This window comes from Streptomyces nigra, assembly GCF_003074055.1.
Lineage (GTDB): Bacteria > Actinomycetota > Actinomycetes > Streptomycetales > Streptomycetaceae > Streptomyces > Streptomyces nigra.
This window is the reverse complement of record NZ_CP029043.1, coordinates 4,327,238-4,353,376: the sequence shown is the minus strand read 5'-3', so window position 1 is coordinate 4,353,376 and position 26,139 is coordinate 4,327,238. Positions and strand designations below refer to the sequence as shown.

Here is a 26,139-nt window from a genome sequence, read left to right as displayed (position 1 = left end):
CGGTATCAGACCGCCCTCATCAGCAGGGTCGCGGCGACGAGGATCGCCGCACCGCCGAACATCGAGACCGCGTACGACCGCGCGAAGCCGTTCTGGAGCCTGCGCATCCGTCCGGACAGGCCGCCGACCGAGGCCGCCGTGCCGTTGACGACACCGTCGACCAGGGTGTGGTCGACGTAGACCAGGGAGCGTGTGAGGTGCTCGCCGCCGCGCACCAGGACGACGTGGTTGAAGTCGTCCTGGTACAGGTCGCGCCGGGCCGCCCGGGTGAGCAGCGACCCGCGCGGGGCGACCACCGGGACCGGGCGCCTGCCGTACTGGGCCCAGGCGAGGGCGACGCCGACGACCATGCACGCCACGGTCGCGCCGGTGACGGTGCCCGCGCTGATCGGCGGATGGCCGTGCGTGTGCCCGGTGATGGGCTCGAGCCAGTGCACGAAGCGGTCGCCGATGCTGAAGAAAGCGCCGCCGGCCACCGAGCCGACCGCCAGCACGATCATGGGGATCGTCATGACCTTGGGCGACTCGTGCGGGTGCGGCTCCGCGTGCTCGCCGTGCGTCTCGGCGGCGGGCTCCGCGCTGGGCTCGGCCGGGGAGGCGGTCCTGGTGTGCCGCCAGCGCTCCTCACCGAAGAACGTCATCAGCATCACGCGCGTCATGTAGTACGCGGTGAGGGCCGCGCCGAGCAGGGCGCAGGCGCCGAGGATCCAGCCCTCGGTGCCGCCCTTGGCGAACGCCGCCTCGATGATCTTGTCCTTGGAGAAGAAGCCGGACAGGCCCGGGAAGCCGATGATCGCGAGGTAGCCGAGGCCGAACGTCACGAAGGTGACCGGCATGTACTTGCGCAGGCCGCCGTACTTGCGCATGTCGACCTCGTCGTTCATGCCGTGCATGACGGATCCGGCACCGAGGAACAGCCCGGCCTTGAAGAAGCCGTGCGTCACCAGGTGCATGATCGCGAAGACGTAGCCGATGGGGCCGAGGCCCGCGGCGAGGATCATGTAGCCGATCTGCGACATGGTCGAGCCGGCCAGCGCCTTCTTGATGTCGTCCTTCGCACAACCGACGATCGCACCGAACAGGAGCGTGACGGCGCCGACGATCGTGACGACCAGCTGTGCGTCGGGCGCCGCGTCGAAGATGGCGCCGGAGCGGACGATCAGATAGACGCCCGCGGTCACCATCGTCGCGGCGTGGATGAGGGCCGAGACCGGGGTCGGGCCCTCCATCGCGTCCCCGAGCCAGGACTGCAGCGGCACCTGGGCGGACTTGCCGCACGCGGCGAGCAGCAGCATCAGGCCGATCGCGGTGAGCTTGCCCTCGCTCGCGTCCCCGGCGAGACCCGGCTCCCCCTCGCCGCCGAGCAGCGGCCCGAAGGCGAAGGTGCCGAACCAGAGGAACATCAGCATGATCGCGATGGACAGTCCCATGTCACCGACGCGGTTGACCAGGAAGGCCTTCTTCGCGGCGGTGGCGGCGCTGGGCTTGTGCTGCCAGAAGCCGATCAGCAGGTACGAGGCGAGACCGACGCCCTCCCAGCCGACGTACAGCAGCAGGTAGTTGTCGGCGAGGACGAGCAGCAGCATCGCCGCGAGGAACAGGTTCAGATAGCCGAAGAAGCGGCGCCGGCGCTCGTCGTGCTCCATGTACCCGATCGAGTACACGTGGATCAGCGAGCCGACGCCGGTGATCAGCAGCACGAAGGTCATCGACAGCTGGTCGAGGCGGAAGGCGATGTCCGCCTGGAAACCCTCCACCTGGATCCAGGTGAACAGATGACTCGTCAGGGTCCGCTCCTCGGCGCCCCTGCCGAGGAGATCGGCGAAGAGGACCACACCGAAGGCGAAGGAGACGAACGACAGGAGCGTGCCGATCCAGTGGCCGACGGCGTCGAGCCGCCGGCCACCGCACAGCAGGACGGCCGCTCCGAGCAAGGGCGCCGCGATCAGCAGCGCGATCAGGTTCTCCACGATTCTTCCGACCCCTCAGAGCTTCATCAGGCTGGCGTCGTCGACCGAGGCCGAGTGGCGGGAACGGAACAGCGACACGATGATCGCGAGTCCGACGACGACCTCCGCGGCGGCCACGACCATCGTGAAGAAGGCGATGATCTGGCCGTCCAGATTGCCGTGCATCCGGGAGAACGCCACGAGCGTGAGGTTGCAGGCGTTCAGCATGAGCTCGATGCACATGAAGACGACGATCGCGTTGCGCCTGATCAGCACGCCGGTGGCGCCGATCGTGAACAGCAGGGCGGCGAGGTAGACGTAGTTGACCGGGTTCACTTGGACGCCTCCTCCGGCCGCTTGAAGGTGGCCGGCTCGATCGCGGTCCGCTCCAGGCGCTCCTCCGCGCGCTGCTCCAGCGCCCGCAGGTCGTTGAGCGCCTCGGTGGACACGTCACGGATCTGTCCGCGCTCGCGCAGCGTCTTGCTGACGGTGAGGTCGGACGGGGTCCCGTCGGGCAGCAGACCGGCGATGTCCACGGCGTTGTGCCGGGCGTAGACGCCGGGGGCCGGGAGCGGCGGGACGTGCCGGCCGGCGCGCACGCGCTCCTCGGCCATTTCCCGCTGGGTCTTGGCGCGTTCGGTGCGCTCGCGGTGCGTCAGCACCATGGCGCCGACCGCGGCCGTGATCAGCAGGGCGCCGGTGATCTCGAACGCGAAGACGTACTTGGTGAAGATGAGGGCGGCCAGGCCCTCCACGTTGCCGTTCGCGTTGGCCTGCCCGAGGCCGGCGAACTGCTGCAGCGAGGCGTTCCCGATGCCGGCGAACAGCAGGATGCCGAAGCCGAGGCCACACAGAAGGGCCAGCCAGCGCTGGCCCTTGATGGTCTCCTTCAGGGAGTCCGCGGCCGTCACGCCGACCAGCATCACCACGAAGAGGAACAGCATCATGATCGCGCCGGTGTAGACGACGATCTGCACGACGCCCAGGAAGTAGGCGCCGTTGGCCAGGTAGAAGACCGCGAGGACGATCATGGTGCCGGCGAGGCAGAGCGCGCTGTGCACGGCCCTCTTGAGGAAGACGGTGCACAGGGCGCCGAGCACGGCGACGGTGCCGAGGATCCAGAACTGCACGGCCTCGCCGGTGGAGGTGGAGTAGGCGGCGGCGATCTGCGCGCTCATCGGCCGACCACCTTCCCCGACGCCGGCTCGTCCTCGCCGAAGGTCGACGCGGCCTCCTGCGGCACCTCGCCCTTGGAGACCGCGACCTGCTGGGTCGTGCCCGGCGCGGCCTCCGTCACCAGCCCCCGGTAGTAGTCCTGCTCGTCGGTCCCGGGGTAGATGGCGTGGGGTGTGTCGACCATGCCCTCCTCCAGACCGGCGAGCAGCTGCTCCTTGGTGTAGATGAGGTTGGCGCGGCTGGAGTCGGCCAGCTCGAACTCGTTGGTCATCGTGAGCGCGCGCGTGGGGCACGCCTCGATGCACAGGCCGCACAGGATGCAGCGGGCGTAGTTGATCTGGTAGACGCGGCCGTACCGCTCGCCCGGCGAGTAGCGCTCCTCGTCGGTGTTGTCGGCGCCCTCCACGTAGATGGCGTCGGCGGGGCAGGCCCAGGCGCACAGCTCGCAGCCGACGCACTTCTCCAGGCCGTCCGGATGGCGGTTGAGCTGGTGCCGTCCGTGGAAACGCGGAGCGGTGGTCTTCTGCTGCTCCGGGTACTGCTCGGTCAGCCGCTTCTTGAACATGGCCTTGAAGGTCACGCCGAAGCCGGCTACCGGGTTCTGGAAGCCAGGCTTCGTCTGCCCGGCCTCCTTGGGCTCCTCAGCCATCGGACGCCTCCTTTCCATCCAGAGATCCGTCACTGTGAGTATCGGACCCGCCACTGACAATCAGCTCCCGCTCCCGGCGCGGAGCGCGCCGCGGGACCGGCGGCAACTCCTGTCCGGGCAGCGGCGGCACGGGGAATCCGCCGGCCATCGGGTCGAACGCGGCGGGTTCCTCGGCAGGCCGCTCGCCGCCCTTCGCGCGTTCGCGGAACAGGTCCGCGACGAAGGAGAGCAGCAGCAGCGCGATGACGCCGCCGCCGACGTACAGGGCGATGTCGGCGAAGTCGTAGTTCTCGTTGCGCAGCGTCCGCACGGTCGCGACCAGCATCAGCCAGACGACGGAGACCGGGATGAGGACCTTCCAGCCGAGCTTCATCAACTGGTCGTAGCGCACCCGCGGAAGCGTGCCGCGCAGCCAGATGAAGAAGAACAGCAGCAGCTGCACCTTGACGACGAACCAGAGCATCGGCCACCAGCCGTGGTTCGCGCCCTCCCAGAAGGAGCTGATCGGGTACGGCGCGCGCCAGCCGCCCAGGAAGAGCGTCACGGACACCGCGGAGACCGTCACCATGTTCACGTACTCGGCGAGCATGAACATCGCGAACTTGATCGACGAGTACTCGGTGTTGAAGCCGCCGACCAGGTCGCCCTCGGACTCCGGCATGTCGAAGGGGGCGCGGTTGGTCTCGCCGACCATCGTCACGATGTAGATCAGGAAGGACACCGGCAGCAGCACGATGTACCAGCGGTCCTGCTGCGCCTCGACGATCGCCGAGGTGGACATCGACCCGGAGTAGAGGAACACCGAGGCGAACGCGGCGCCCATCGCGATCTCGTAGGAGATCATCTGGGCGCACGAGCGCAGACCGCCGAGCAGCGGGTACGTCGATCCCGAGCTCCAGCCCGCGAGCACGATGCCGTAGATGCCGACCGAGGCGACCGCGAGGATGTAGAGCATCGCGATCGGCAGGTCGGTGAGCTGCATCGTGGTGCGCTGGCCGAAGATCGAGATCTCGTTGCCGGCCGGGCCGAAGGGGATCACCGCGATCGCCATGAAGGCGGGGATGGCCGCGACGATCGGCGCGAGGACGTACACCACCTTGTCGGCGCGCTTGACGATGACGTCTTCCTTCAGCATCAGCTTGATGCCGTCGGCGAGCGACTGGAGCATGCCCCAGGGGCCGTGCCGGTTGGGGCCGATGCGCAGCTGCATCCACGCGACGACCTTGCGCTCCCAGACGATCGAGAAGAGCACGGTCACCATCAGGAAGGCGAAGCAGAACACCGCCTTGACGGCGACCAGCCACCAGGGGTCGCGGCCGAACATCGAGAGGTCCTCAGCGGCGAGGTAGTACCCGCTCATGCCTCCACCTCCTCGGGGGTCTCGGACGCGAGGGTCGCCGGGCCGATGCGGACGAGTGAGCCGGGCAGCGCCCCGGTGTCGGAGGCGACGCCCGCGCCCACGGAGTTCAGCGGCAGCCACACCACCCGGTCGGGCATCGCCGTGATCTGCAGCGGCAGTTCGACGACTCCGGCGGGGCCGGTGACGGCGAGGACGTCGCCGTCCTTCACGCCGGCCTCGGCGGCCGTGGCGGCCGACACGCGCGCGTGGGCGGCGTGCCGGGTGCCGGCGAGCGCCTCGTCGCCCTGCTGGAGCAGGCCCTGGTCGAGCAGCAGCCGGTGCCCGGCGAGGACGGCCTCGCCGGCGGCCGGGCGCGGCAGCTGGGCGGCGATCTCCAGCGGCTGGGTGGCCCGCGGGCCGTCCCAGGCGCCGAGCCGGTCGATCTCCGCGCGCGTGGTGCGCAGATCGGGCAGCCCCAGGTGCACGTCCATGGCGTCGGCCAGCATCTGCAGGACGCGTCCGTCGGTCGGGGCGATGCGGCGGGTCATCTGGTCGGGCTTCAGCGCGGCCTCGAAGAAGCGCACCCTGCCCTCCCAGTTGAGGAAGGTGCCGGCCTTCTCGGCGACGGCGGCCACCGGGAGCACCACGTCGGCGAGCGCGGTCACCTCGCTGGGCCGCAGCTCCAGCGACACCACGAAACCGGCCTCGGCGAGCGCCTCGCGCGCGCGTGCCGGGTCGGGCAGGTCGGCGACCTCGACGCCCGCGACGAGCAGGGCCTGGAGTTCGCCGCGGGCGGCGGCCTCCACGATCTGGCCGGTGTCGCGGCCGTAGCGGGAGGGGAGTTCGGCCACGCCCCACAGGGCGGCGACCTCCTCCCGCGCGCGCGGGTCCGTGGCGGGACGTCCGCCGGGCAGCAGCGACGGCAGCGCTCCCACCTCGACGGCGGCCCGCTCGCCGGCCCGGCGCGGGATCCACACCAGCGCGGCGCCGGTCGCGGTCGCGGCCCGTACGGCGGCCGTGAGCCCGCCCTCGACGGCGGCGAGCCGCTCGCCGACGACGATCACGGCGCCCTCGGTGCGCAGCGCCCCTGCGGCCTCGGCGCCGGCGCCCTCCAGGCCCGTGCCGGCGGCCAGCGCGTCCAGCCACTTCGTCTCGGTGCCGGGAGCGGCCGGCAGCAGAGTGCCGCCCGCCTTCTCCAGGCCCCGGGTCGCGTGCGTGGCCAGCGAGAAGACCTTCTGGCCGTGCTTGCGCCACGCCTTGCGCAGCCGGAGGAAGACGCCGGGCGCCTCCTCCTCGGCCTCGAACCCGGCCAGCAGGACGGCGGGCGCCTGCTCCAGCGAGGTGTAGGTGACGCCGCTGCCGTCGAGGTCACGGCCGTGGCCGGCGATCTGCGCGGCCAGGAAGTCGGCCTCCTCGCCGCTGTGCACGCGCGCGCGGAAGTCGATGTCGTTGGTGTCGAGGGCGACGCGCGCGAACTTGCTGTACGCGTAGGCGTCCTCGACGGTGAGCCGGCCGCCGGTCAGCACGCCGGTCCGGCCGCGCGAGGCGAGCAGGCCCTGCGCGGCGATCTGGAGCGCCTCCGGCCAGGACGCCGGTTCCAGGTCGCCCTCGGCGTTGCGGACCAGCGGGGTGTCCAGCCGGTCGCGCTGCTGGGCGTAGCGGAAGCCGAAGCGCCCCTTGTCGCAGATCCACTCCTCGTTGACCTCGGGGTCGTTCGCCGCGAGACGCCGCATGACCTTGCCGCGCCGGTGGTCGGTGCGGGTGGCGCAGCCGCCCGAGCAGTGCTCGCACACCGACGGCGAGGAGATCAGGTCGAACGGCCGGGAGCGGAACCGGTACGCCGCCGAGGTGAGCGCGCCGACCGGGCAGATCTGGATGGTGTTGCCGGAGAAGTACGACTCGAACGGGTCGCCCTCGCCGGTGCCGACCTGCTGCAGGGCGCCGCGCTCGACCAGCTCGATCATCGGGTCACCCGCGACCTGGTTGGAGAACCGGGTGCAGCGGGCGCACAGCACGCACCGCTCACGGTCGAGCAGCACCTGTGTGGAGATCGGGACGGGCTTCTCGTACGTGCGCTTGCGGCCCTCGAAGCGGGACTCGGCGGCGCCGTGCGACATGGCCTGGTTCTGCAGCGGGCACTCGCCGCCCTTGTCGCAGACCGGGCAGTCCAGCGGGTGGTTGATGAGCAGGAGCTCCATCACACCCTTCTGCGCCTTCTCCGCGACCGGCGAGGTGAGGTGCGTCTTGACGACCATGCCGTCGGTGCACGTGATCGTGCAGGACGCCATCGGCTTGCGCTGGCCCTCGACCTCGACGATGCACTGGCGGCAGGCGCCGGCCGGGTCGAGGAGCGGGTGGTCGCAGAAGCGCGGGATCTCGATGCCGAGCTGCTCGGCGGCCCGGATGACCAGGGTGCCCTTGGGCACGCTGATCTCGGCGCCGTCGATCGTCAGCGTCACGAGGTCCTCCGGCGGGACCGCCGCCTCTCCCCCTCCGGAGGGAGCGCTGGTGGTCACAGTCATGCGTTCACCTCCGTGCGGTGGTCGGCCCAGGCCGTCGACCTGGCCGGGTCGAAGGGGCAGCCACGGCCCGTGATGTGCTCCTCGTACTCCTCGCGGAAGTACTTCAGCGAGGAGAAGATCGGCGAGGCGGCGCCGTCGCCGAGGGCGCAGAAGGACTTGCCGTTGATGTTGTCGGCGATGTCGTTCAGCTTGTCGAGGTCGCTCATCACGCCCTTGCCGGCCTCGATGTCGCGCAGCAACTGCACGAGCCAGTACGTGCCTTCGCGGCAGGGCGTGCACTTGCCGCAGGACTCGTGGGCGTAGAACTCGGTCCAGCGGGTGACGGCGCGGACCACGCAGGTCGTCTCGTCGAAGCACTGGAGCGCCTTGGTGCCGAGCATGGAGCCGGCGGCGCCGACACCCTCGTAGTCGAGGGGGACGTCGAGGTGCTCGTCGGTGAACATCGGCGTGGACGAGCCGCCCGGCGTCCAGAACTTCAGCCGGTGCCCGGGGCGCATGCCGCCGCTCATGTCCAGCAACTGGCGCAGGGTGATGCCGAGCGGGGCCTCGTACTGGCCGGGGCTGGCGACATGGCCGCTGAGCGAGTACAGCGTGAAGCCGGGGGACTTCTCGCTGCCCATCGACCGGAACCACTCCTTGCCCCGGTTCAGGATGGCGGGAACCGACGCGATCGACTCGACGTTGTTCACCACAGTGGGGCAGGCGTAGAGACCTGCCACGGCCGGGAAGGGGGACGCAGTCGCGGTTGACCACGGCGGCCTTCGAGCGAGTCGAGCAGCGCGGTCTCCTCACCGCAGATGTACGCCCCCGCCCCGGCGTGCACGGTGAGTTCGAGGTCGAGTCCGCTGCCCATGATGTTCTCGCCGAGGTAGCCCGCGGCGTAGGCCTCGCGCACGGCCTCGTGCAACCGCCTCAGGACGGGGACGACTTCACCCCGGAGATAGATGAAGGCGTGCGACGACCGGATGGCGTAGCACGCGATCACGATGCCCTCGATGAGGCTGTGCGGGTTCGCGAAGAGGAGCGGGATGTCCTTGCAGGTCCCCGGCTCCGACTCGTCGGCGTTGACAACGAGATAGTGCGGCTTGCCGTCTCCCTGCGGGATGAACTGCCACTTCATCCCGGTGGGGAATCCCGCGCCGCCGCGCCCGCGCAGACCGGACTCCTTGACGTACGCGATCAGGTCGTCCGGCGCCATGGCGAGCGCCTTGCGGAGCCCCTCGTACCCGTCGTGCCTGCGGTAGACGTCGAGCGTCCAGGACCGGTCCTCGTCCCAGAAGGCCGACAGCACGGGTGCCAGCAGCTTCTCGGGACTGTTCTCCTTCAGCTCCGGTGCCAATGTCATCACTCCCCCTCCTCGGCGACAGGCCCCGCCGGGTGGGCCGGGTCGGACGCGGACGAATCCTGCGGCGCGTCGTGCGAGCTGAGGTGTTCAGCCGGCGACGGGTGGTGCGCGGTCCTGTCCTGCTGCTCGTCGTGCGGTCCGCCGTCGCGTGGGTGGACCACGCGCGCGGGTGCGGTCTCCCCCTTGGCCAGGCGCAGGCCCACCAGTGACGCCGGTCCGGCGCTGCCGCCCTCCTCGACGGCCCCGGGACGCTCGTCGGGGAAGCCGGCCAGGATCCGCGCGGTCTCCTTGAAGGTGCACAGACGGGCCCCGCGCGTGGGCGCCACGTCACGGCCGGCGCGCAGGTCGTCGACGAGCCGCTTGGCGCTGTCGGGGGTCTGGTTGTCGAAGAACTCCCAGTTGACCATCACGACCGGCGCGTAGTCGCAGGCCGCGTTGCACTCGATGTGCTCCAGGGTGACCTTGCCGTCGCCGGTGGTCTCGCCGTTGCCGACGCCCAGGTGCTCCTGGAGCTCCTCGAAGATCGCGTCGCCGCCCATGACCGCGCAGAGCGTGTTGGTGCACACGCCCACCTGGTAGTCGCCGGAGGGCTTGCGGCGGTACATGGTGTAGAAGGTCGCGACCGCGGTGACCTCGGCGGTGGTCAGACCGAGCACGTCCGCGCAGAACTGCATCCCGGTGCGGGTGACATGGCCCTCCTCCGCCTGCACGAGGTGCAGCAGCGGCAGCAGGGCGGACCGTGAGTCCGGGTAGCGGGCGACGACCTCGCGGGCGTCGGCCTCCAGCCGGGCGCGCACGTCGTCCGGGTAGCCGGGGGCGGGCAGTTGGGGCATGCCCAGGCTGACGCCCCGCTCGGAAGATGAGGTGGTCACCGGTCGACGCCTCCCATCACGGGGTCGATGGACGCGACGGCGACGATGACGTCGGCGACCTGGCCGCCCTCGCACATCGCCGCCATGGCCTGCAGATTGGTGAAGGACGGGTCACGGAAGTGGACCCGGAAGGGGCGGGTGCCTCCGTCGGAGACGGCGTGCACCCCGAGCTCGCCCTTGGGCGACTCGACGGCCGCGTAGGCCTGTCCCGGCGGGACGCGGAAGCCCTCGGTGACCAGCTTGAAGTGGTGGATCAGGGCCTCCATGGAGGTGCCCATGATCTTCTTGATGTGGTCGAGGGAGTTGCCGAGCCCGTCGGGTCCCAGGGCGAGCTGGGCGGGCCAGGCGATCTTCTTGTCGGAGACCATGACCGGGCCCGGCTCGAGGCGGTCCAGGCACTGCTCGACGATCCCGAGCGACTGGCGCATCTCCTCCAGGCGGATCAGGAAGCGCCCGTAGGAGTCGCAGGTGTCGGCGGTGGGGACCTCGAAGTCGTAGGTCTCGTAGCCGCAGTACGGCTGGGTCTTGCGCAGGTCGTGCGGCAGGCCGGTGGAGCGCAGGATCGGACCGGTGGCGCCGAGGGCCATGCAGCCGGCCAGGTCGAGATAGCCGACGTCCTGCATACGGGCCTTGAAGATGGGGTTCCCGGTGGCGAGCTTGTCGTACTCCGGGAGGTTCTTCCTCATCTTCTTCACGAACTCGCGGATGTGGTCCACCGCGCCGGGCGGCAGGTCCTGCGCGAGTCCGCCGGGGCGGATGTACGCGTGGTTCATCCGCAGGCCCGTGATGAGCTCGTAGATGTCGAGAATCATTTCACGATCACGGAATCCGTAGATCATGATCGTGGTGGCGCCGAGCTCCATACCGCCGGTGGCGATGCACACCAGGTGGGAGGAGAGCCGGTTCAGCTCCATCAGGAGCACCCGGATGATCTTGGCGCGCTCGGTGATCTGGTCCTCGATGCCGAGGAGCTTCTCGACGGCGAGACAGTAGGCGGTCTCGTTGAAGAAGGACGTCAGGTAGTCCATGCGCGTCACGAACGTGGTGCCCTGCGTCCAGGTCCGGTACTCGAGGTTCTTCTCGATGCCGGTGTGGAGGTAGCCGATGCCGCAGCGGGCCTCGGTGACCGTCTCGCCCTCGATCTCCAGGATCAGGCGCAGCACTCCGTGGGTGGACGGGTGCTGGGGGCCCATGTTGACGACGATGCGCTCGTCGTCGGCCTTGGCCGCGCTCTGGACGACCTCGTCCCAGTCGCCACCGGTGACCGTGTATACGGTGCCCTCGGTGGTTTCGCGGGCGGATGCTGACTGAGTGCTCACGAGTACGACCTCCGCTGGTCCGGAGCCGGGATCTGGGCGCCCTTGTACTCGACGGCGATGCCGCCGAGGGGGTAGTCCTTGCGCTGCGGGTGGCCCTGCCAGTCGTCCGGCATCATGATCCGCGTCAGGGCGGGGTGACCGTCGAAGACGATGCCGAAGAAGTCGTACGTCTCGCGCTCGTGCCAGTCGTTCGTCGGGTACACGGGGACGAGCGACGGGATGTGCGGGTCGCTGTCGGGGACGCTGACCTCCAGGCGGATCAGCCGGTTGTGGGTGATCGAGCGCAGGTGGTAGACGGCGTGCAGCTCGCGGCCCTTGTCGTGCGGGTAGTGGACGCCGCTGACGCCGGTGCACAGCTCGAACCGCAGAGCCGGGTCGTCGCGCAGGGTGCGGGCGACGCGGACCAGGTGCTCGCGTTCGATGTGGAAGGTGATCTCGTCGCGGTCGACGACCGTCTTCTCGATGGCGTTGTCGGGCAGCAGGCCCTGTTCCTCCAGGGCGCCCTCGAGTTCGTCGGCGACCTCGTCGAACCAGCCTCCGTAGGGGCGGCTCGCCGGTCCCGGGAGGCGGACCGAGCGGACCAGGCCGCCGTAACCGGAGGTGTCCCCGCCGTTGTCGGCGCCGAACATGCCGTGCTGGACACGGATCTCCTCGCCGCCCTGGCCCCGCTGGCCGGGGAGGTTGGAGGCGGACAGGTCCTTCTCGGGGTTCACCCCGTTCGACCCGTTCGCCCCGTTGGTGCCGTTGGCGTCGCTCACCGCAGCAGCCCCTTCATCTCGATCGTGGGCAGGGCCTTGAGCGCCGCTTCCTCCGCCTCACGGGCCGCTTCCTCGGCGTTGACCCCGAGCTTGGAGCCCTGGATCTTCTGGTGCAGCTTGAGGATGGCGTCCATCAGCATCTCGGGCCGCGGCGGACAGCCCGGCAGATAGATGTCGACCGGGACGATGTGGTCGACGCCCTGCACGATCGCGTAGTTGTTGAACATGCCGCCCGAGGAGGCGCAGACCCCCATGGAGATCACCCACTTGGGGTTCGGCATCTGGTCGTAGACCTGCCGGAGCACCGGCGCCATCTTCTGGCTGACCCGGCCGGCGACGATCATCAGGTCGGCCTGGCGCGGCGATCCGCGGAAGACCTCCATGCCGAAGCGCGCCAGGTCGTATCGGCCGGCGCCGGTCGTCATCATCTCGATGGCGCAGCACGCGAGGCCGAAGGTGGCCGGGAAGACGGACGCCTTGCGCACCCAGCCCGCGGCCTGTTCGACGGTGGTCAGCAGGAATCCGCTCGGCAGCTTTTCTTCGAGTCCCATGTCTAAAGGCCCCTCAGTCCCATTCCAGGCCGCCGCGCCGCCATACGTACGCGTACGCGACGAAGACGGTGAGCACGAAGAGCAGCATCTCCACGAGCCCGAAGATCCCCAGGGAGTCGAAGGTGACGGCCCAGGGGTAGAGGAAGACGATCTCGATATCGAAGATGATGAAGAGCATCGCCGTCAGGTAGTACTTGATGGGGAAGCGCCCGCCGCCGGCCGGCGTGGGGGTCGGCTCGATCCCGCACTCATAAGCCTCGAGCTTGGCCCGGTTGTACCGCTTCGGACCGATCAGCGTGGCCATGACCACGGAGAAGATCGCAAAGCCTGCCCCGAGGGCTCCCAGTACGAGGATGGGCGCATACGCGTTCACCGCTCCTCGCTCCTCTCAGTCGGCACTGACTGCTGGCGGTTGTGCAGCGGGCCCGTTCGCCTCACCAACCTCACGAACCACGCCCGCCCCGGCGAAGATCGAGAACATGTGAAGCAGGTCACAAGCCCAACTGCCTCGCATCTTATGCCTGCCGGTCTGTGATCTGCGACACGGGGTATTGCACAAGCTTTGTGATCTCCACCACCTGACGAACGATCATGAACACGGATGAGCGGTGATCTTCGCACGTGAAGCGTCCGAGTGATCACCAGAGGTGACATTTTCGCTCGTCGCCCCAGCTCAGAGGGGTCGTCTCCATATCAAGAGGCTTCCCTTGCATGCAAATTGGAGTTGGACCGGAAGGCTTGATAGAGGACCGCGTTCACACATCAGAGGGAGCGACGGGGACCGATGTGGACGCGTGCACGCGTTCACGAACTCCGGGGGGCGCGATCCGGGCACCGGACGCACACGAGGCCGTGACCGTTGCGTGACCTCCGCCACACCTGTCGGGGCTCCGTAGAACCGGGCTTGGCCACCGGTCCCAACCAGTGGTAGCCGCGGGGCAATTCGGACTTAATGATGAAAGCCCGTGATCACGGGCAGGATGAGAGGCGTCCGCAATGTCCGTTACGGCGTCAATAAAGGGCGCTCCGCCGGGAATTTGGGGCGTCCGTTGAACAACTGTGGCGCAGCCCACGTTTCTTGAAGGTATGGAGGAGCCCCTGATACCGGTTGTACCCATGTCCCACACCGCTCACATACGCAGCCACCGGAAGCCCCGCCGCACCGCGTCGACGACGATCGCGATGCGCGCCGGAGTTGCCGGTGGCGTCCTCAGCATGGCAGCGGCTGGTGCTGCGGCCACGGCGAACGCCGCCGAGCCGGTCACGCAGACCATCGAACTGCCCACCCTGTCGGGTGACCTGGCGGACCAGCTCGCCCAGTCCGCCGACGCCACGCAGCTGGCGGCGGCCAACTACGAGCTCGAGGCCGAGCGTGACGCGGCCGCCGCCGCAGCGGCCGAGGAGGCCAAGAAGGACCTCGCGCAGGCCAAGAAGAAGGCCGAGGCGAAGAAGAAGGCCGAGGAGGCCCGTAAGGCCGCCGCAGAGGCCGCCGCGTCCCGCAGCACCGAGCGGGCCACCCTGTCCGCCTCCGCGAGCGTCTCCGCCCCGGCGAGCGGCAGCGTCGCGACGGTCATCTCGTTCCTCAAGGCCCAGGTCGGCGACGCGTACGTCATGGGTGCCACCGGCCCCAACGCGTGGGACTGCTCCAGCCTGGTGCAGGCCGCCTTCAAGCAGGTCGGCGTCGACCTGCCGCGGGTCTCCCAGGACCAGTCGATGGCCGGCACCGACATCCCGCTCTCGCAGGTGCAGGTCGGCGACATCCTCTACTGGGGTGGCAAGGGCTCCGCCTACCATGTGGGCGTCTACATCGGTAACGGCCAGTACCTGGACGCGGCCAACCCCTCCAAGGGCGTCGTCATCCAGGACCTGTCGGGTTACCCGGCGTCGGGCGCGGTCCGCGTGCTCTGAGCCGTACAGATCGACGTGAGGGCCGCAGCCGCTCGGGGGCAGCGGCCCTCACGCGTGCCCGGAGTTCCTCCGGGCCGAACCCATCAGGCCTTCGGGGCCACCTTGCTCAGGCCGTTGATGATGCGGTCCATCGCGTCGCCGCCGGTCGGGTCGGTGAGGTTCGCGAGGAGCTTCAGCGTGAACTTCATCAGCATCGGGTGGGTCAGACCGCGCTGCGTGGCGATCTTCATGACCTTCGGGTTGCCGATGAGCTTCACGAAGGCGCGGCCCAGCGTGTAGTAGCCGCCGTAGGTGTCCTTCAGGACGCGCGGGTAGCGCTGGAGGGCCATCTCCCGGCCCGCGGGGGTCGAGCGGGCGTGTGCCTGGACGATGACCTCGGCGGCGATCTGCCCGGACTCCATGGCGTAGGCGATGCCCTCGCCGTTGAAGGGGTTCACCAGTCCGCCGGCGTCGCCGACGAGCAGCAGGCCCTTGGTGTAGTGCGGCTGGCGGTTGAAGGCCATGGGCAGGGCGGCGCCGCGGATCGGGCCCGTCATGTTCTCCGGGGTGTAGCCCCAGTCCTCCGGCATCGAGGCGCACCACGCCTTCAGGACCTCGCGCCAGTCGAGCTCCTTGAAGGAGTCGGAGGTGTTGAGCACGCCGAGTCCGACGTTGGACGTGCCGTCGCCCATGCCGAAGATCCAGCCGTAGCCGGGCAGCAGCCGATCCTCGGGGCCCCGGCGGTCCCACAGTTCCAGCCAGGACTCCAGGTAGTCGTCGTCGTGGCGGGGGCTCTCGAAGTACGTCCGCACGGCGACGCCCATCGGGCGGTCCTCGCGCCGGTGCAGGCCCATCGCCAGGGACAGCCGCGTGGAGTTGCCGTCGGCGGCGACCACGAGGGGCGCGTGGAAGGTGACCTCGCGCTTCTCCTCGCCGAGCTTGGCGTGCACGCCGATGATCCGGCCGGTGCGGTCGTCGAGGATCGGGGCGCCGACGTTGCAGCGCTCGTAGAGCCGGGCGCCCGCCTTCTGGGCCTGCCGGGCGAGCTGCTCGTCGAAGTCGTCGCGCTTGCGCACGAGTCCGTAGTCGGGGAAGGAGGCGAGATCCGGCCAGTCCAGCTGGAGGCGCACACCGCCGCCGATGATCCGCAGGCCCTTGTTGCGCAGCCAGCCGGCCTCCTCGGAGATGTCGATCCCCATGGCGACGAGCTGCTTGGTGGCGCGCGGGGTCAGTCCGTCGCCGCAGACCTTCTCCCGCGGGAACTCGGTCTTCTCCAGGAGCAGTACGTCGAGTCCGGCCCTGGCGAGGTGGTACGCGGTGGTGGAGCCGGCTGGGCCCGCTCCGACGACGATGACATCGGCGGTGTTTTCGGAGAGGGGCTCGGTCACGGCGGGAACTCCCCAAGGTTCGGAATCTGCGTGCCGACGGGCACTGGACATGGGCAGTCTATGCAGCAGAATTGATCACCCGGCTGAAGGGCTGCCCTGTGAACCGAGCTCTGCCCGTAGTACGGCTGCGTGTGCCCACCGACGAGGACGCGGTGGCCTGGCACCGGGCCTTCGCCCACCCCGACGTCATGGAGTTCCACGGCGGCCGGGCCGCCGAACTCTCCGCCTACGAGGAGCTCACCGCCCGTCAGCGCCGGCACGACGCCGAGCGCGGATTCTGCCTGTGGACGATGCTCGACGAGGACGAGCGCGTCATCGGCTTCACCGGCGCCCAGCCCTGGGAGCGGGAGTGGGGCCCCACCGGGGAGATCGAGATCGGCTGGCGGCTGGCCCGCGAGCACTGGGGCAAGGGATACGTCACGGCCGCCGCGCGGCAGACGCTGGAGCGGGTGCGGGCGGCCGGGGTGCCGGGCGTCGTCGCGATGGTGGACGCGCGCAACGAGCGGTCGATAGCGGTGACACGGCGGCTGGGGATGGAGCTGGCCGAGGTGTTCAGCACGCCGGACGAGCGCCGGGGGCACTGCTACCGGCTCGATCTCGCCCCTTCGTCGGACACGCAGAGTAACTGACTGTCACAGAAAGATACTTGAAGCTTCCGGACGGCACCCCCGGGCGGTTACCCTGCAGATACCGCTGGGGGTGACATCTGTGCACACAACACCCACGACACCCGAGGTGCGGGTCCCGCGACTCGTCGGGCTGATGGCCATGGACGCGCGCGAGGCGGCCAAGTCCCGGGGTCTGTCCCTCATCGCACCCGACCGGCCGGACTTCTCCCTGGTCGTCGTCGACTACGTCGTCCGTCAGTACCCCCAGCCCGGCACTCCGGTGCCCCGGGACTCGACGGTCGCCATCTGGTTCGACTTCGGCGAGGGCGAGGGCGGCGGAGGTGTGCGCGAGCCCCGCGTACCGCGCCCGCCGTCGGGCGGCAGGCCCCGCGCGCTCGACGAGCCCGGCGACCCCTACCCGTTGGTCAGCTCTGCTTGAACCCGCGGTGCAGGGTGACGACCCCGCCCGTCAGATTCCGCCAGGCCACCTTCGACCAGCCCGCCTCGCGCAGCCGCTCGGCGAGGGCCGGCTGGTCGGGCCAGGCGCGGATGGACTCGGCGAGGTAGACGTACGCGTCCGGGTTGGAGGACACCGCGCGGGCGACCGGCGGCAGCGCGCGCATCAGGTACTCGGTGTAGACGGTGCGGAAGGGCGCCCATGTCGGGTGCGAGAACTCGCAGATCACGACGCGTCCGCCGGGCCGGGTCACCCGGTACATCTCGCGCAGCGCGGTGTCGAAGTCCTGGACGTTGCGCAGCCCGAAGGAGATCGTCACGGCGTCGAACGTGTCGTCCCGGAACGGCAGTCGGGTCGCGTCGCCCGCCGTGTACGGCAGCCAGGTGTTGTTCCGCTTGCCGACCCGGAGCATGCCCTGGGAGAAGTCGCAGGGCACGACGTAGGCGCCGGTGCGGGCGAAGGGCAGGGACGACGTGCCGGTGCCGGCCGCCAGGTCCAGGACCTTCTGCGCGGGGCGCGCGTCGACCGCCTTCGCGACCTCCTTGCGCCAGCGCCGGTCCTGCCCGAGGGAGAGCACGTCGTTGGTCAGGTCGTACCGTTCCGCGACGCCGTCGAACATCGAGGCGACTTCATGCGGCTGCTTGTCCAGGGATGCGCGCGTCACGGGCCCATTCTTGCAGCCGCTCCCCGGCCCGCCCCCAGCGGCTTCCCGGTCGGCAGGGCGGTCAGCGCCGGCGGTGCACCAGGCGGCCGGCCACGACGGTGGCCACGCAGGTGGACGCGCCCTCCCGGACGAGGGCCGCGCGGTCGGGCACGTCGAACACCGCGAACCGCGCGGGCTGCCCGGAAGCGAGGCCCGGCAGCAGGACGAGCGGCACCGGGGAGAGCGCCGGAGGGCCGGGCAGTACGGCAGGGCGTCCCGCCAGGGCGAGCCCGGCCCTGCGGACCGCGTCCAGGGCCTCCCGGCCGCGCAGTTCACCGGCGACCGCGACCGTGCCGTGCGCCAGCAGGCGCTGGACCCCTCGGCGTGCGCTGGCTCCCCGCACGGACGGTCCTCCGCCGAGGAGGTCCCGTGCGCGCTCGCCGAAGATCGGCTCGGTGCCGAGCCGGTCCGCCTCGCGCGGGTCGGGGTGGTACGCCTGCTCCAGCAGTTCGGGGCCGTACGGGTTGAGCAGTCCGGGTGTCAGGATGCCGGGCCACTTCCGCAGCCGGGCGTCCGGGTGGGCGGCGGCCAGTTCGTCGTACGGGCCGACGGCGGCGAGGTGCGCGCCGTCGACCAGGACGGCGCTCTCGGGCGTGGCGTCGGCGACGTGAAGGGTCAGCACGGGACGTCAGTTGGAGGCGAGGATCTTCAGCTCGGGGTGGGCCGTGCCGCCCTCGATGGCCGTCGAGGAGATGTGGGACATGACACGGCTGTCGACGGGGTCGTTCGCCGGGTCGTCGTGCACGACGAGGTGCTCGTACGTCGTCGAGCGCTGGGCCGGGACCCGCCCCGCGGAACGGATCATGTCGATCATCTCCTGGAGGTTGGAGCGGTGCCTGGCACCGGCCGCCGAGACGACGTTCTCCTCCAGCATGACCGAGCCGAGGTCGTCGGCGCCGTAGTGCAGCGTCAGCTGGCCCGCGTCCTGGCCGGTGGTCAGCCAGGAGCCCTGGATGTGGGCGATGTTGTCCATGAAGAGCCGGGAGATCGCGATCATCCGCAGGTACTCGAAGATCGTGGCCTGCGTCCGGCCCTTCAGGTGGTTGTTCATCGGCTGGTACAGGTACGGGATGAACGCGCGGAAGCCGCCCGTGCGGTCCTGCACGTCACGGATCATCCGCAGGTGCTCGATCCGCTCGGCGTTGGTCTCGCCGGTGCCCATCAGCATGGTGGAGGTGGACTCCACGCCCAGGTTGTGGGCGGTCTCCATGATCTCCAGCCAGCGCTCGCCGGACTCCTTCAGCGGGGCGATGGCCTTGCGGGGGCGCTCGGGCAGCAGCTCGGCGCCGGCGCCCGCGAAGGAGTCGAGGCCGGCGGCGTGGATGCGCTGGATGGCCTCCTCGACGCCGACCTTGGAGATCCGGGCCATGTGCTCGACCTCGCTCGCCCCCAGGCTGTGGATGACGAGCTGCGGGAACTCCTTCTTGATGGCCGCGAAGTGCTTCTCGTAGTACTCGACGCCGTAGTCCGGGTGATGGCCGCCCTGGAACATGATCTGGGTGCCGCCGAGTTCGACGGTCTCCGCGCAGCGGCGCAGGATGTCGTCGAGGTCGCGGGTCCAGCCCTTGGCCGTGTCCTTCGGCGGAGCGTAGAAGGCGCAGAACTTGCACGCCGTCACGCAGACGTTCGTGTAGTTGATGTTCCGCTCGATGATGTACGTCGCGATGTGCTCGGTGCCCGCGTAGCGGCGGCGGCGTACGGCGTCGGCGGCGGAGCCGAGCGCGTGGAGCGGGGCATCGCGGTAGAGGTCGAGCGCCTCTTCCGGGGTGATCCGCCCGCCCGCTGCGGCACGGTCGAGGACGGACTGAAGGTCGGCCTTCTCGGTCACCGGGGGCGTCCCTTTCGTCAAGGAGTCAGGAGGCTTGCGCGCAGCGCTCTGTATAAGGGTGGTGGTGGGAGACGGGCGGGCAGACCGGACCAGCGTACGCCAGGGGCCTGACACGGCCGACGTCAGGCCGCGTACGCCCCGATCAGCACCCCTGTCAGCGCCCCGCCGAGGAGGAACGGGCCGAAGGGGATCGCCGAGGTGCGGTCGGCCCGGCGCAGGGCGACCAGGCCCCAGCCGTACAGCGCTCCGGACAGGAACCCGGCGAAGGTGCCGAGCATGACCGTCGGCCAGCCGTACCAGCCGAGGACCGCGCCGGCGCCGAGCGCCAGTTTCACGTCGCCGAAGCCCATGCCGTCGGGGTTGAGCAGATGCAGGCCGTAGTAGAAGGCGCCGAGCGCGAGGGACGCGGCCACGGCGGTCGGCCAGTGCCCGGCGTGCTCGGGGACCGCGGCGACCAGGCCCAGCAGGGCGAGCGCGCCGCCCGCGAGGGAGAGGGTCAGCGGGTCGGGGAGCCGGCGCACCCTCAGGTCGACGAGGGTGAGCAGCACTCCGCAGGGTGCCAGCAGCAGCCAGGCGCCGAGCTCGGGCCGGGTGCCGGTGGCGGCGGCGAGGGCGGCGCAGACGACGGCGGTGACGAGGACGGGCGCGGTGGCGCCCGGACCGTACGGGGCACGGGGCCCGCACGTGCGACAGCCGGCCGGGCCGAGCCATCCCGCGACCGGGTGCCCGCCGGGGCAGTGCGCCCGCCACGGCTCCTCGTCGGGTGCGGCGAACCGGTACGCGGCGCGGGGCAGCAGGGCCCCCGCGAGCGCTCCCCACAGGGCGGCCACCGCGACGACGAGCGGGGTGCTCACCTCCATCAGCCGCTCCCCCCGCCGGTCTTCGACAGCCGGGCCTCGGGCTCGCCCTCCGCCGAGCTCTCCGAGCGGTACACCAGGTCGTCGCCCTCCGGGGTGATGCGGACGGTGTGCGGCTCGGGGTTGCAGCCGGCGTGGTTGCCCTTCGCGCCCACGGAGGTGACGACGAGCTGTTTCGCCGTCACCTCCTTCAGGGTGAGGACGTCGTCGCAGACGCCGCCGAGCAGATCGGTCTGGCGCAGCCGGCCCAGTTCCCCGCCGACCTCGGCGTTGTGGACGGTGAGCCGGAAGGTGCCGGCGGGCAGGGTGCCGCCCACAGCCGTGGCCTTCCCCTCCCAGGTGCCGAGGTAGCGGGCGGGGACGGCGCTCTGCGCCTTGCCGCCCGGCGCCTGGGACGAGGGGGCGTCGGAGCCCGCGCTCGAGTCCCGGTCGTCGGAGCCCCGGCCGGGCAGCCCGTCGAGGACGACCACGGAGCCGAGCATGACCGCCGCGAGCGCACCGGCCACGGCCAGCGTCACCGTGCAGCTGACCCTGCGCCCGCGCGCGGTGACGGTCACCCCCGGTGGGCCGGGCGGGGACGCCTCGGTGGAGGCGTCGGGCACCGCGTCCCGAGGTGCGGGCACCGGGGCGGGCATCACGGGAGCCGGCCCGAACTCGCCGACGGTGACCGGGCGGCTGAACGCCACGGGCCCGGACGGGGCGTCCTCCCCGGCCTCCAGGTTCAGCAGCCGTACGGCACCCCGGCTGACCTGCTCGACCAGCGGCCCGGGCAGCCAGCCGCCCGCGACCAGCCGGGCCGCGCCCTCGGGCGCCAGCCGCCCGGCGATCTCGCGAGGGGCGGGCCGCTCACCGGGCTCCTTGGCCAGGCACCGCGCGACCAGCTCGCGCAACGGCTCGTCCAGCGCGTCGAGTTCGGGCTCCTCGTGGACGACCTTGTAGAGCAGGGCCGCCGAGGTGTCGCCCGAGAACGGGGGTTCGCCGGCCGCCGCGTAGGCGAGCACGGCGCCCAGCGAGAAGACGTCGGCCGCCCCGGTGACGCCCTTGCCCAGGATCTGCTCGGGCGCCATGTAGCCGGGCGAGCCGATGGAGACGCCGCTGGAGGTGAGCGAGGCGGTGCCGTCCAGGGCCCGCGCGATGCCGAAGTCGATGAGCAGCGGGCCGTCCAGGGTGAGCAGGACGTTCGACGGCTTCACGTCCCGGTGGACCAGGCCCAGGTCGTGCACCGCGGCCAGCGCCTCGGCGAGCCCGGCGCCCAGGGCCCGTACGGACGGCGGGGGCAGGGCGCCCGCGTCGGCGACGGCGCCCGACAGCGACGGCCCGGCTGCGTACGCGGTGGCCACCCAGGGCAGGGCGGCCTCCGGGTCGGCGTCCAGCACGGGCGCCGTCCACGCGCCGCCCACCCGCCGGGCGGCGTCGACCTCGCGCCGGAAGCGGGCCCGGAACTCCTCGTCGAGCGCGAGGTGCGGATGCACGATCTTGACGGCGACCGTGCGCCCCCCGGAGCTGCGGCCCAGATAGACCCGGCCCATCCCTCCGGAGCCGAGCCGGCCGAGGAGCCGGTACGGCCCGACGACCGTGGGCTCGTCCATGCCGAGTGGCTGCATCGGCGTCCACCTCTCCCCCGTACGGCCCAGCGCCCCCGCGGACTTCGCAGCAGATTAGTGCGGATCGGGTCCGCGGTCCGCGTCGCGGACCGGAACCGCCGCCGCCGATCTGTCAGTCCGATGGGCGCGCGCCCGATGGGTGAAGGCCGGAGCCCGAAAACGCCCCCCGCGGCCCTCCGGACGTGCGGAGGGCCGCGGACAAGCGCTCACCGTGACGCATCGCCGGTGCCGGCCCCGGCGGCCGGACGCTCACGGATGGAGCAGTTCGACCTTCACGTCCGCGGGAAATCCGGTGGTCGGCCCGACGCGGCGCGCGAACTCCGTGACGGCTTCCAGCTGCGGGCCGCCGAAACGGAAGTCGAGGGTCGTGAAATACCGCTCCAGGACCTTCTCGTCGAAGGCCTCCCAGCGGGCCGCCTGTTCCGCGACCTTGCCGACCTCCTCCAGGGAGAGGTTGCGGGAGGCGAGGAATGCCTCGTGGACCTTGCGGGTGATGTCCGGCTCGCGTTCCAGATAGTCGCGGCGCGCCGCCCACACGGCGAAGACGAAGGGCAGCCCGGTCCACTCCTTCCAGAGCGCGCCGAGGTCGTGCACCTGGAGGCCGTAGCGCGGGCCGTCGAGCAGGTTGGCCCGCAGCGCCGCGTCGCCGATGAGGACCGCAGCCTCGGCCTCCTGCATCATCAGGCTGAGGTCGGGCGGGCAGGTGTAGTAGTCGGGCCGGACGCCGTAGCGCTCCGCGAGCAGAAGCTGGGCGAGCCGGACCGAGGTGCGCGAGGTGGAGCCGAGGGCGACGCGGGCGCCGTCCAGCTGGTCGAGGGGGACCTGCGAGACGATCACGCAGGACATCACCGGTCCGTCGCACCCGACGGCGATGTCGGGGAAGGCGACCAGGTCGTCGGCGTTGCGCAGGAACTCGACGAGGGTGATGGGACCGATGTCGAGATCGCCGCGCACCAGCTGCTCGCTGAGCTTCTCGGGGGTGTCCTTCGTGAGCTCGAAGTCGAGGAGCGTGCCGGTTCTCGCGAGCCCCCAGTAGAGGGGCAGGCAGTTGAGGAACTGGATGTGGCCCACGCGGGGCCGGGTGCGAGAATTGTCCACATCGCGAGACTAGACCCCATGGGGTACCGTTCGGCCTTCAGGGTCGGGACATCCAGGTCACCGCCTTACTGTCAACTCGGACACGGATCTTCAAACGTCCGAGTGACGTGATCTTGACCTCTATTGCTTTCGGCTGCCTGCGTGCTAGGCTCGCCGCAAGTTGCAGTTTGGTTTCCCTTGCAGTACAGAGCCTGCGGAGCATGTAACCGCGGGCTCTCGTCGTTTTCAGACGTATGCAGTTGTGCGGCACTTTGTTTTCACACTTGCAGGGTTCTGGAGCAGGGCAACCCTTTGGGCCCAAGGAGGGCTTATGGCTACCGGAACCGTGAAGTGGTTCAACGCCGAAAAGGGCTTTGGCTTCATCGCCCAGGAAGGCGGCGGCCCCGACGTCTTCGTTCACTACTCCGCGATCAACGCGAGCGGCTTCCGCTCGCTGGAGGAGAACCAGCAGGTCTCCTTCGACGTGACCCAGGGCCCGAAGGGCCCGCAGGCGGAGAACGTCACCCCCGTCTGATTCGGTCCTCGGAGCCTGGTGCTTTGATCCGGAACTGAGTGCAGTACCCAAGGAGCCCCGCGCCGCAAGGCGGCGGGGCTCCTGCCTTTTGTCTTCCAGCCCGTCCCTACACGTGCTGCATGACGAGGACGAAGAACGTCCCCGGCTCCAGCGCCTCGTACAGATGGGGCACGTCCCCGCGGTACGTCATGTAGTCCCCCGGCCCCAGTTCGGCCTCCTCGCCGCGCGGCCCCGCCTTCACCCGGCCCGCCCCGACGATCAGATGCTCCACCGTGCCCGGGATGTGCGGCTCGGACTCGCGGGCCGCGCCCGGCTCCGCGCGCAGGTGGTAGATGTCCCGCCGGGCGCCCGGCGGGCTCGCCGACAGCAGGGTGGCCGCATAGTCGGCGCGCTCGGACGCCACCGTGGGCCCCTCGCCCGCGCGGATCACCTGCACCGCGGGCGCCGGCGGCTCCACCAGTGTGCTGAACGGCACACCGAGCGCCACGCCGAGCGCCCACAGCGTCTCCACGCTCGGGTTCCCGCCGCCGCCCTCCAGCTGGGACAGCGTGGACTTCGCGATGCCCGCCCGCTTGGCCAGCTCGGACAAGGACAGCCCGGCGCGGGCGCGCTCGCGGCGCAGGGAGGCGGCGATCCACGTCAGGGGCTCACCCATGGACTCACTTCCAGTTCGTTCGCTCTACCGTCGTTCGCTGTGGCGGTCCGCTCGTTCGACTTGACGAACAGCAGCGCACCTGTTCATTCTGGGAAACATGCGTTCGCTGTTCCGAACACCGATGATGGCACCTCTGGTGCGCGACAGCGCCCTCGTCTGGCTGGCGAGCGGTGTCGTCGGCGTGTCCTTCGGCGCGATCGCGGTGGCCGGCGGGCTGCCGCTCTGGGTCCCGGTGGCCATGTCGCTCGTCGTGTACGCGGGCTCGGCGCAGTTCAGCGCCGTCGGGCTGCTGCTGGCCGGGGGCGGGCCGCTCGCGGCGGCCGCGACCGGGCTGCTGCTCAACACCCGCACCGCCGCCTTCAGCCTGGCCGTGGCGGACGTCCTCGGCCCGGGGCGGTTCGCCCGGCTGGCCGGGGCGCATCTGGTGACCGACGAGACGGTGGCGTTCACGCTCGCGCAGCCCGACCCGGACCGGCGCCGGGCGGCGTTCTGGGTGAACGGCCTCGGTCTGTTCGCCGCCTGGAACACCGGCGTGCTGGCCGGCGCCCTCGCCGGCACCGCGCTCGGCGACACGGCGACGTACGGACTGGACGCCGCCTTCCCGGCGGTGCTCGCGGCGCTGGTGCTGCCGGCCCTGCGCACCGACCGCTCGGCCCGCCGGGCGGCGCTGCTCGGCGCGGCGCTCGCGCTGGCCGTCACCCCCGCCGTCCCGGCGGGCGTCCCCGTGCTGCTGGCGCTCACCGGGCTGGTCGTCCACGGCCGGAAGGGCGGTACGGCATGACCTCCACGACGGGGACGGCCGTCGTGATCCTGGTGCTCGCGGTCGGGACGTACGCCTTCCGGCTGGTGGGCCCGGCGCTGCACGGGCGGGTCGTGCTGCCCGACCGGGTGCGGGAGCTGCTGGCGGCCGGCGCGGTGGTGCTGCTCGTGGCGCTGCTGGCGACGGGGGCGCTGACGGAGGGCGGCGGGTTCGCCGGCTGGGCCCGTCCGGCCGGGGTGCTGGTGGGCGGGGTCCTGGCGTGGCGGGGCGCCCCGTTCCCTGTGGTGGTGCTGGCGGCGGCCGGATCCGCCGCCCTGCTGCGGGCGTTGGGGGTGGCCTGAGCGGATCGCGTGGGAGGATCGCCGGATGACGAACGGTGGGAACGGCGGCGGCCGCGAGCGGGACACGAAACTGGCGACCGGTGTGTCGCTCGGCATCTCTCTGGGTCTGGCGCTCGGCGTCGTGTTCGGCACGACGGTCTTCGACAACCTGGCGCTCGGGCTCGGCCTGGGCATGGCCGTGGGTGTGGCGGTCGGGGCGGCACTGGGCAGCGCGCGCGGCGGTGACCGGATCCGCACGCCCGAGTAGGGCGCGACGAACGGCACTTGGGCGTTAGGGTCGCGGGCCATGACCGACTCCGACTTCCTGACCGCGACCCGCACCTTCTACGACGCCATCGCCGAGGACTACGCGAAGCTCTTCGAGGACGAGATGGCGCATCGGCCCCTGGAACGGGCCGTGCTGGGGGTGTTCGCCGAACTCGTGCGCGACGGCGGGCCGGTGGCCGATCTGGGCTGCGGGCCCGGCCGGACGACGGCCCGGCTGGCCGCGCTGGGTCTGGACGTCTTCGGCGTCGACCTGTCGGAGTCGATGCTCGCGATCGCCCGCCGGGAGAACCCGGGGCTGCGCTTCGAGCGGGGGTCGATGCTGGAGCTGGATCTGCCGGACGGGGCGCTGTCCGGCGCGGTGTCGTTCTACTCGTCCATCCATCTCCCGGACGACCGGCTGCCGGAGCTGTTCGCCGAGTTCCACCGGGTGCTGGCGCCCGGGGCGCCCCTGCTGGTCGCCTTCCAGGCCGGGGACGAACACCGGCACCACGACCGGCCGTTCGGGCACCCGGTGGCGCTGACCTTCCTGCGCCGGCGCCCGGAGGACATGGGCGCCCTGCTGACCCGGGCCGGTTTCGCCCCGTACTCCCGCACGGTCCGGGAGGCGGACCCCGCGCTGGACGAGACGGCCGCGCAGGCCTTCCTGATCGCCCGCCGCGGCGCCTGAGCCCGGGGCCCGCCCTCCGGTGTCC

The 26,139-nt window shown here is 70.9% G+C and carries 27 protein-coding genes and 1 pseudogene; 8 read left to right on the top strand and 20 right to left on the bottom strand.

The window, feature by feature from the left end; translation table 11 throughout:
* Positions 1–5: 5 nt before the first annotated feature.
* The 12 genes and pseudogenes from nuoL to DC008_RS20200 all read right to left on the bottom strand — a co-directional run bounded on the left by nuoL (position 6) and on the right by DC008_RS20200 (position 12,853).
* On the bottom strand, positions 6–1,970 hold the full coding sequence (gene nuoL, locus DC008_RS20255) for an NADH-quinone oxidoreductase subunit L (protein WP_108708183.1): 1,965 nt from the start codon (positions 1,968–1,970) through the stop codon (positions 6–8).
* 15 nt (positions 1,971–1,985) lie between these two features.
* Complete coding sequence (gene nuoK, locus DC008_RS20250) at positions 1,986–2,285, bottom strand: NADH-quinone oxidoreductase subunit NuoK (RefSeq protein ID WP_055622609.1); 300 nt, start codon at positions 2,283–2,285, stop codon at positions 1,986–1,988.
* The gene (locus tag DC008_RS20245; RefSeq protein WP_108708182.1) at positions 2,282–3,127 is read right to left on the bottom strand and encodes an NADH-quinone oxidoreductase subunit J; all 846 of its coding nucleotides are present in this window, start codon (positions 3,125–3,127) and stop codon (positions 2,282–2,284) included. Before DC008_RS20245 ends, nuoK begins: the two co-directional genes overlap by 4 nt.
* Positions 3,124–3,774: an NADH-quinone oxidoreductase subunit NuoI gene (nuoI, locus tag DC008_RS20240; protein ID WP_108708181.1), complete on the bottom strand. Its 651-nt coding sequence runs from the start codon at positions 3,772–3,774 to the stop codon at positions 3,124–3,126. The genes DC008_RS20245 and nuoI overlap by 4 nt, the downstream gene beginning before the upstream one ends.
* Positions 3,767–5,134 carry an NADH-quinone oxidoreductase subunit NuoH gene (gene nuoH, locus DC008_RS20235; protein ID WP_108708180.1) on the bottom strand — a complete coding sequence of 456 codons (1,368 nt, stop codon included), beginning with the start codon at positions 5,132–5,134 and terminating at the stop codon, positions 3,767–3,769. Before nuoH ends, nuoI begins: the two co-directional genes overlap by 8 nt.
* Positions 5,131–7,635 carry an NADH-quinone oxidoreductase subunit G gene (locus tag DC008_RS20230; RefSeq protein WP_108708179.1) on the bottom strand — a complete coding sequence of 835 codons (2,505 nt, stop codon included), beginning with the start codon at positions 7,633–7,635 and terminating at the stop codon, positions 5,131–5,133. The genes nuoH and DC008_RS20230 overlap by 4 nt, the downstream gene beginning before the upstream one ends.
* A pseudogene (nuoF, locus tag DC008_RS20225) lies at positions 7,632–8,980 on the bottom strand (NADH-quinone oxidoreductase subunit NuoF). Before nuoF ends, DC008_RS20230 begins: the two are co-directional and overlap by 4 nt.
* On the bottom strand, positions 8,980–9,852 hold the full coding sequence (gene nuoE / locus DC008_RS20220; RefSeq protein WP_108708178.1) for an NADH-quinone oxidoreductase subunit NuoE: 873 nt from the start codon (positions 9,850–9,852) through the stop codon (positions 8,980–8,982). The pseudogene nuoF and the gene nuoE overlap by 1 nt, the downstream one beginning before the upstream one ends.
* A complete protein-coding gene (locus DC008_RS20215; RefSeq protein ID WP_108708177.1) occupies positions 9,849–11,171 on the bottom strand; it encodes an NADH-quinone oxidoreductase subunit D in 1,323 nt (440 codons plus the stop codon). Before DC008_RS20215 ends, nuoE begins: the two co-directional genes overlap by 4 nt.
* Positions 11,168–11,929 (bottom strand): NADH-quinone oxidoreductase subunit C, encoded by a 762-nt coding sequence (locus DC008_RS20210; RefSeq protein ID WP_108708176.1) that lies wholly within the window; start codon positions 11,927–11,929, stop codon positions 11,168–11,170. Before DC008_RS20210 ends, DC008_RS20215 begins: the two co-directional genes overlap by 4 nt.
* The gene (locus tag DC008_RS20205; protein WP_030494814.1) at positions 11,926–12,480 is read right to left on the bottom strand and encodes a NuoB/complex I 20 kDa subunit family protein; all 555 of its coding nucleotides are present in this window, start codon (positions 12,478–12,480) and stop codon (positions 11,926–11,928) included. The genes DC008_RS20210 and DC008_RS20205 overlap by 4 nt, the downstream gene beginning before the upstream one ends.
* Positions 12,481–12,493: 13 nt before the next feature.
* Positions 12,494–12,853 (bottom strand): NADH-quinone oxidoreductase subunit A, encoded by a 360-nt coding sequence (locus tag DC008_RS20200; RefSeq protein ID WP_030950624.1) that lies wholly within the window; start codon positions 12,851–12,853, stop codon positions 12,494–12,496.
* Between the two features lie 713 nt (positions 12,854–13,566).
* On the opposite strand from DC008_RS20200, the gene DC008_RS20195 reads away from it, so the two are divergent.
* On the top strand, positions 13,567–14,388 hold the full coding sequence (locus DC008_RS20195) for a C40 family peptidase (protein WP_055622618.1): 822 nt from the start codon (positions 13,567–13,569) through the stop codon (positions 14,386–14,388).
* An 83-nt stretch (positions 14,389–14,471) separates the two neighbouring features.
* On the opposite strand, the gene DC008_RS20190 is transcribed toward DC008_RS20195, so the two are convergent.
* On the bottom strand, positions 14,472–15,806 hold the full coding sequence (locus DC008_RS20190; protein ID WP_108708175.1) for a geranylgeranyl reductase family protein: 1,335 nt from the start codon (positions 15,804–15,806) through the stop codon (positions 14,472–14,474).
* Between the two features lie 20 nt (positions 15,807–15,826).
* On the opposite strand from DC008_RS20190, the gene DC008_RS20185 reads away from it, so the two are divergent.
* Positions 15,827–16,384, top strand: coding sequence for a GNAT family N-acetyltransferase (locus DC008_RS20185; RefSeq protein WP_208645931.1), 558 nt, complete (start codon positions 15,827–15,829; stop codon positions 16,382–16,384).
* A gap of 79 nt (positions 16,385–16,463) precedes the next feature.
* Positions 16,464–16,802: a PASTA domain-containing protein gene (locus DC008_RS20180; RefSeq protein ID WP_267890973.1), complete on the top strand. Its 339-nt coding sequence runs from the start codon at positions 16,464–16,466 to the stop codon at positions 16,800–16,802.
* Here the strand turns inward: DC008_RS20180 and DC008_RS20175 are convergent.
* The 6 genes from DC008_RS20175 to DC008_RS20150 form a co-directional block, all read right to left on the bottom strand.
* On the bottom strand, positions 16,789–17,484 hold the full coding sequence (locus tag DC008_RS20175; protein ID WP_055622622.1) for a demethylmenaquinone methyltransferase: 696 nt from the start codon (positions 17,482–17,484) through the stop codon (positions 16,789–16,791). The genes DC008_RS20180 and DC008_RS20175 overlap by 14 nt on opposite strands.
* 61 nt (positions 17,485–17,545) lie before the next feature.
* Entirely contained in the window at positions 17,546–18,145 is a 600-nt protein-coding gene (locus DC008_RS20170; RefSeq protein ID WP_108708173.1) for an imidazolonepropionase-like domain-containing protein, read from the bottom strand.
* Positions 18,146–18,151: 6 nt separating this feature from the next.
* Positions 18,152–19,351, bottom strand: a complete 1,200-nt coding sequence (gene mqnC, locus DC008_RS20165; RefSeq protein WP_108708172.1) for a cyclic dehypoxanthinyl futalosine synthase — start codon at positions 19,349–19,351, stop codon at positions 18,152–18,154.
* A 122-nt stretch (positions 19,352–19,473) separates the two neighbouring features.
* A complete protein-coding gene (locus DC008_RS20160) occupies positions 19,474–20,211 on the bottom strand; it encodes a prepilin peptidase (RefSeq protein ID WP_425276546.1) in 738 nt (245 codons plus the stop codon).
* The gene (locus DC008_RS20155) at positions 20,211–21,812 is read right to left on the bottom strand and encodes a serine/threonine-protein kinase (protein ID WP_108708171.1); all 1,602 of its coding nucleotides are present in this window, start codon (positions 21,810–21,812) and stop codon (positions 20,211–20,213) included. The genes DC008_RS20160 and DC008_RS20155 overlap by 1 nt, the downstream gene beginning before the upstream one ends.
* A gap of 249 nt (positions 21,813–22,061) precedes the next feature.
* Entirely contained in the window at positions 22,062–22,910 is an 849-nt protein-coding gene (locus DC008_RS20150) for a menaquinone biosynthetic enzyme MqnA/MqnD family protein (RefSeq protein WP_108708170.1), read from the bottom strand.
* Positions 22,911–23,220: 310 nt separating this feature from the next.
* Here DC008_RS20150 and DC008_RS20145 point away from each other — a divergent pair, with 310 nt between their 5' ends.
* Positions 23,221–23,424: a cold-shock protein gene (locus DC008_RS20145; protein WP_003992177.1), complete on the top strand. Its 204-nt coding sequence runs from the start codon at positions 23,221–23,223 to the stop codon at positions 23,422–23,424.
* Positions 23,425–23,530: 106 nt separating this feature from the next.
* Here the strand turns inward: DC008_RS20145 and DC008_RS20140 are convergent, their stop codons facing one another.
* Positions 23,531–24,079 (bottom strand): helix-turn-helix domain-containing protein, encoded by a 549-nt coding sequence (locus tag DC008_RS20140; protein WP_108708169.1) that lies wholly within the window; start codon positions 24,077–24,079, stop codon positions 23,531–23,533.
* A gap of 97 nt (positions 24,080–24,176) precedes the next feature.
* Between DC008_RS20140 and DC008_RS20135 the strand changes: the two genes are divergently transcribed.
* Genes DC008_RS20135 through DC008_RS20120 form a run of 4 tightly spaced genes read left to right on the top strand, consistent with a single transcriptional unit; the run spans position 24,177 to position 26,114 of the window.
* Positions 24,177–24,860, top strand: a complete 684-nt coding sequence (locus DC008_RS20135; RefSeq protein ID WP_108708168.1) for an AzlC family ABC transporter permease — start codon at positions 24,177–24,179, stop codon at positions 24,858–24,860.
* Positions 24,857–25,180 carry an AzlD domain-containing protein gene (locus DC008_RS20130; protein ID WP_108708167.1) on the top strand — a complete coding sequence of 108 codons (324 nt, stop codon included), beginning with the start codon at positions 24,857–24,859 and terminating at the stop codon, positions 25,178–25,180. The genes DC008_RS20135 and DC008_RS20130 overlap by 4 nt, the downstream gene beginning before the upstream one ends.
* Positions 25,181–25,205: 25 nt before the next feature.
* A complete protein-coding gene (locus DC008_RS20125; RefSeq protein ID WP_108708166.1) occupies positions 25,206–25,427 on the top strand; it encodes a glycine zipper domain-containing protein in 222 nt (73 codons plus the stop codon).
* 39 nt (positions 25,428–25,466) lie between these two features.
* A complete protein-coding gene (locus DC008_RS20120; RefSeq protein WP_108708165.1) occupies positions 25,467–26,114 on the top strand; it encodes a class I SAM-dependent methyltransferase in 648 nt (215 codons plus the stop codon).
* The last annotated feature ends 25 nt before the right edge of the window (positions 26,115–26,139 follow it).